Below are 5,867 nucleotides of genomic sequence, written 5' to 3'. Positions count from 1 at the left end.
GCCAGCTCCGCGGTCTGTGAGTCGGGGATCGTCCCGTCGGGGAAGGCCCACATCTTCCGGGCACGGTCCTCGACGGCGCTCCAGGCGGCGAGCTTGCCGGCGACCTCCCGGACCTCGGGCAGCCGCTTCTCGTCGGCGGTGATGGACCGGCTCAGTGCCCGGATCGCAGCGTTGCGGGCCGCGTTGGCACCCCGCACCGCATCGCGGCGGGCTTCGAGTTCGGCGACCTTCTGGTCGGCTTCGACCTGCTCGACGAAGACCGGATCACCGGTGGCGGCGGCCTTGCTCTGCGCCCAGGAGACCGTCAGGTCCCCGCCGAGGTCTTCCATCGTGGGCGGCACATCGGCCTTGCGGATCATCGCCACGAAGTTCGATTTGCGTGCCACGTACTGGTACATCATCGCGTCGTAGGAGCGGCGGGCGACCATGTTGACCACGCTGACGGTCTCGTGGACGTTGCCCTGGCGGATGATGCGGCCGAGGCGTTGTTCCATGTCCGCAGCCGTCCACGCCGGGTCGAGGTTGATCATCTGCTTGAGTGCCCGTTGGACGTTCAGGCCGGTGCCGCCCTTCTTGGTGGAGGTGATCAGCACCCTGATCCGCCCGTCGGCGCAGGCTTGCACCAGGCGGGCCTTGGCCTTGGGGTTGTCGTAGTCGTGCATGAACGCGATCTGCTCGGGTTTCATGCCTCGGGCCACCAGGGCGTCGCGCAGCTCGGTGTAGAGATTGCGGGTCTTGGGGCCGGCACCGGCTTTGGGGGTGCCGCGGTCGCAGAACACCAGCTGGAACACCCCGGTCATCTCGGGGCCGTACTTGTCGGCCGGGATGCGCAGGTCGGCGTGGTCGCGGTGGACCTGCCAGATCAGGTCGGCGGCGTGTTCGACCCGGCTGTGCTGCGGGTCCGGTGCGCCCAGGTTCGCCAGCGCCGGATACATCGTCAGGTTCCGCCCGTCGGTGGCGATCTTGAGACTGTTGTCCAGGTCCATCCGATCGCCCTGGATCTGGGACATGCGCACATCGAGGTCGGCCATCGCGTCGATCGCGTCCTGGCCCATGTCGAATTCCACGATCTTCGGGGATCCGCCGTCGAGGACGGGCAGGCGCACCGGGATCCGGTCGGAGGTCACCACGTCGCGGAACTGGTCGAGCATCGCCACCAACTGCGGCACGTTGGCGTATTCGGCCATGCGGGTTTTCATCTGGATGCGGGTGGCGGTGGTGTTCATCTCCGGCACCGACACCGGCTTGGCGAAGGTGCCCGCCCAGTTGTCGATCCGTCCCAGGCCGGCATTGTGCAGCAGGTCCGGGCGCAGGTACTTGGTCATCACCCAGATTTCCGACAGGGAGTTGCTGATCGGGGTGCCGGTGGCGAACGCGATCGCCTTGGCCGGCGCGTGCGCCATGCCCTGCTCGGCGCCCAGGGCGCGGGCCTTCTCCCGCAGATGCTTGGCCTTCATCTCCAGGTCGGTGGACCGCTGGGAGCCATTGGTGACCGCCAGATCGGCGCTGTTGGAGGGGCGGGTGAGGTTCTTGTAGTCGTGCGCCTCGTCGATGAACAGGAAGTCGGCCCCGGACTGTTCGAAGGTCAGTCCCTCGTCGGTGGCCTTGGCCGCGATGATCTTCTCGATACGTCCCTCGGCGTTTTTGATCGCCTGCTCGATCTGCTTGACCGTGAACTCCGCGCCCTGGCTGTTGGCGGCGTCGAGGGCTTCGCGCAGCTCACCGAGTTCGCCTTCGAGGTACTCGATCTGTGCTTCGCGGCGCATGGGGATGCGGCTGAACACACTCTGCGGCACGATCACCAGGTCCCAGTCCCCGACGGCGGTCTGTCCGACGAAGCGTTGCCGGTCGTCGCGCCCGTCGAGGTCGGCGGCGACGAGGATGTTCGCGTTCGGGTAGGCGTCGCGGGCCTCGACCGCCCACTGCCCGAGCAGATGGTTCGGGACCACGATCCACGGCTGGCGGATCTGCCCGAGCCGTGTGGCTTCCATGCACGAGGCGGTGATCGTCAAGGTCTTGCCGGCTCCGACGACGTGGTCGAGCAGGATCGTCTCGTCGTGCAGGAACCGCTGCACGGCGGCGGCCTGATAGTCGTACGGCACGTATTTGGGGTTCATGCCGGGAAACGCCTTGCCGGTCGCGTCGTGGACGGGTTTGACGTAGGAGTTGTAGCGCTCGTTGAAGGTCCGGGCCAGGCGCACATAGCGGTCGCCGTCCTCCCACAGCCATTTTTCGAACCGCTCCTGCAGGGCTGCGGCCGAGGCTTGGGCCTGCTCGGTGAGCTTGACGTGGAACCGCGGCTTCGGGGAGCGTTCGAGCTCGTCGCCGGTCTTGTTGACCTGGATCGGCTTGTTGTTGGCGAGCAGCTCGACCATCTTCACGCCCGGCAGCCGGGCACTGCCGTACTTGTCCGGGTAGCCACCGGAGAATTCGTGGCGGCTTTTCTGATCGGTTTTGATCTGCCAGCTTCCGCTGACCTGATCGTGTTCGACGGTCAGCCGGTCCGGGCGCAGCCCGAACTCCTCGACCAGGAACGCGCGGTAGTCCTCGATCGGCACCCAGGTCGCGCCGATGCGCACCCCGATCTCGGCGGGATCCACATCCGGCGGCACCACCTCGGTCAGCGCCTCCACCAGCGGCGCGTAGCGAGGATCGTCGCCGGCTGTGATCGTCGCCCGCGCCAGCTTGTCGCGCACCTGCCCGGACAGGGCCACGGTGGCCAATTCCCACCGGTCGGCGTCGTGCAGAGACGGATAGATCTTCCCCTGAGCCTGCTCGAGCGCGTCCTCGACGGACACCTTCAGCAGCTCGGCGACTCGCTGCGGCGAGATGTGCCCGAGCTCGTCGAAGCTGATCGCCAACGCTTCGTCGACGTCGGCGGCGCTGGCGGCCTTGTCCTTGAACGGGGTGGTGTCCTCGGTGAAGATCGCCGTCTTGGTCGCCACCGCATCGCTACCGTCGAAGCGCGACTGGAAGTTCTCGATGGCCAGCACCATGCCCAGGCGTGGATCCCGGGCGATCGCGCCTTGCAGATGCGCAGAATAGCGGCGCGGTTGCGGCTGCGCCGATGCCTGCTCGTACAGCTCCTCGTACACCTCGTCGGGGATCGACCCGGTATACGGGCCGGCCTCGGCCGGATCGAGACCATCAGCGAGCGCGTCCTCGCGGCCGGTCTTGATCCGCCACTCGGCGATCGCCTTGTCGAGGCGGGCGGCGATCTTGTCTTCCGACAGCGGGGTCGGTTCGGTGAGCTTGAAGCGGTTCAGCGGCCCCCATGTGCCGACGTAGCGGTCGTAGAGGCCGCCCAGGCGGGCGCGGATGACGTCGCGGTCGGCGACGGTGGCGGTGCGCGAGCGGCTGGCCTCGGCCAGCTCCATCACCGTCTCACCCAGAGCGATGAGGACCTTCCACTGCTCGGCCAGGTCCTTGCCGCGGCAGCCGGCCTCCGCCCAGCCGCGACCGAGGGTGAACTGCTCGAAGCGATCCTCGGCCTCGTTGAAGCGCATCGCACCGGGCAGCACCTCGTGGGAATCGAGGTCGGCTCCGGTGCGCAGCCCCGGCGTGGTGAACGCTTCGACCTGCGCCGGAGCGGGGGCCGGGGCGGTGAATCCGAGTCCGCGACCGAGGGCCTGGTCGATGATCGGGTCGAGCTGCTCGCGCAGCTGCGTCGCCAGCGGCTTTGTGGTGGTGGGGACAACGCGCAGCGACGACCCGGCGTACATGCCGTTGCCCACCGTCAGGGTGCCCAGCACCCGCTGCGGGTACTTCTTGAAGTATGGGTTGATCCAGGTGTGGGCGGCTTCGCCGGTCTTGGCGTCGATCGCTTCGACCTGGACGGCGGGCTGTGCCCATTCGAGAGTGTCCTCGGTGGGGGTGGCACCGTCGTCGCGGCGGCGGAACACCAGCACGTCGGTGACCACGTCGGTGCCGGCCTGCCGGTCGAATGCCCCGGTGGGCAGGCGCACCGCCCCGATCAGATCTCCCTTGGCGACGATCGCGGCGCGTTCTTCGGCGCGGCGGGCATCGGAGGTGAACATCGAGGTGACCACCGCGACGTAGCCACCGGGAACGGTCAACGCCAGCGATTTGGCGATGAAGTGGTTGTGGATGGACAGACCGTCCGCGTTGTGGATCGGGTCGACGGGTGCGAACTTGCCGAACGGGACGTTGCCGATAGCGCCGGTGAAGGTGTTCTCGGGGGCGAAGTTGCGCTCGAAGCCGTGGTTGCGGATCTGCTGCGAGGGATACAGGTAGTGCGCGATCTTCGCGCTGATCGGCTCGATCTCGACGCCGACCATGCGCACCGACTGAGGTGCGGTGCCGACGAAGTGGCCGGCCCCGCAGCCCGGCTCGAGCACCACGGCACCGTCGGGCAACCCCGCCCGCGCCGCCGCCCGCCACAGTTCCGCCACCACCGCAGGGTCGGTGTAGTGCGCGTTCAGGGTGGTCTGACGGGCCTGAGCGAAGCCCTTGTCCCCGAGCAGGTCGAGCAGTTCGTCGTGCTCGGTACCCCACTGGTGGCGAATCTTCGTCCGGTTGTCGAAGACCTCCGGGATCGCACCCCAGCCGGACCACTGCGCCAGCACCGCCTGCTCGTCGGCGGTGGCCGGTCGCTGCTGCTGGTCGAGGTGCTGCACCAGACGCAGAGCGGCGATGTTCGCCCGTGCCCGGGCCTTCGCCCCGCTGGGGACGAGCACCTCGGTTCCGAGGGCGAAGTCCTGCACCGCCGCGGCTGGGGCGGCAGGGCGGGCCACCGCGGCGTCGGCACCGTGTTCGGCGGCCGGCGCGCTTTCCTCGAGGCCGGTCTCCGCGACCATCTCGGGCGCGGTCGGCTGGTCCGCGGCCGCGGTGGCCGGTAGCTCGCTGCTGGCTGCGGCGGTGTACTTGGCGGCGGCGGTGCGGGAAACCCAGATGTGTGCGCCGGATTTCTTACGGACACGCACCAGCTGGCGCTTGTCCCGCCACAGGGGACTCGACAGCGCCTCGCCGTACTCGGTCTCGGGAACAACCAGCTCGTCGGTGTCCACAGGCCGGGTCCTGGGCGCCGCCTCATCGGTCGAGGCGGCAGCCTCCGGCTCGACGGTCGCCGCCGGAGGGGTCGCGGCGGGCGCGGCAGGTTCTTCCTGCTCCAGAACCGGCTCGGGGGCCGGATCGGTGATCGGCCTGGCGTGGCCGACCATCAGGTGTTCGGTGAGCACCCACGAGGTTGCGGACGTCTCGAGGGCAGGGTCGGTGACGGTCGGGGTCGACGGCTCGGTGGGAGCGGGGTCGACCTCGTCGAAGATCACCGCGCCTGCGTCGTCGATCGCAGGCGCTACGACTCGGGGGGACGGCGGTTCGGCCTCCTCGCGCTGCGGTTCTGCTCCCGCGTCGACATCGGCCTCGGCCTGTGGGCCGATCTCGGCGGTGTTCTGCGGGTCGAGCTGCTCGCCGTCGTGTTCGGCGGCGAGCACGGTGCGGGCTTCGGCGATCGCGTCCCGCAGGGTCAGCTCGGGTCGGGGCCGGCCGTCGACGGTGGTGATGCGTTCTTTGCTGCCCGGTGTCCGCCCCAAGCGGATCGTCACGTGCCGGCCGTCCGGGTCGCCGATGACCACATCTCCGGCCCCGGCGAAGGTCAGATCGGCCGGGGTGAGGCTGTAGAGGTCGTCCCCGGCTGCCCGAAGCTCGCGCAGAACCTTCGGGTCCACATCGTGTTGAAGGGTCCAGGCCAGGTCGATGCCGTAGCGGTCGAGCAGGGCGGTTTCGGCCGGGAAGTCGCTGCGCAGCTGGTCGATGATGCCGCGCCGCACATCCTTGATCAGTGCGTGGTCGGCAACCGCGGAACCGGATTGGCTGTAGCGCCACAGCAGGTCCGCATGGGCGGCAGC

The 5,867-nt window shown here is 68.7% G+C and carries 1 protein-coding gene; it reads right to left on the bottom strand.

Going from position 1 to position 5,867, the window contains the following annotated elements:
• Positions 1 to 5,867: helicase-related protein (locus tag K3M35_RS25190; RefSeq protein ID WP_220667226.1), on the bottom strand; the 5,867-nt coding region annotated here is incomplete at both ends.

The organism is Rhodococcus sp. DMU2021 (assembly GCF_019641445.1).
Taxonomy (GTDB): Bacteria; Actinomycetota; Actinomycetes; order Mycobacteriales; family Mycobacteriaceae; genus Rhodococcus; species Rhodococcus pyridinivorans.
The sequence above is the reverse complement of the archived record's forward strand: the minus strand, read 5'-3'. Positions and strand labels throughout refer to the sequence as shown.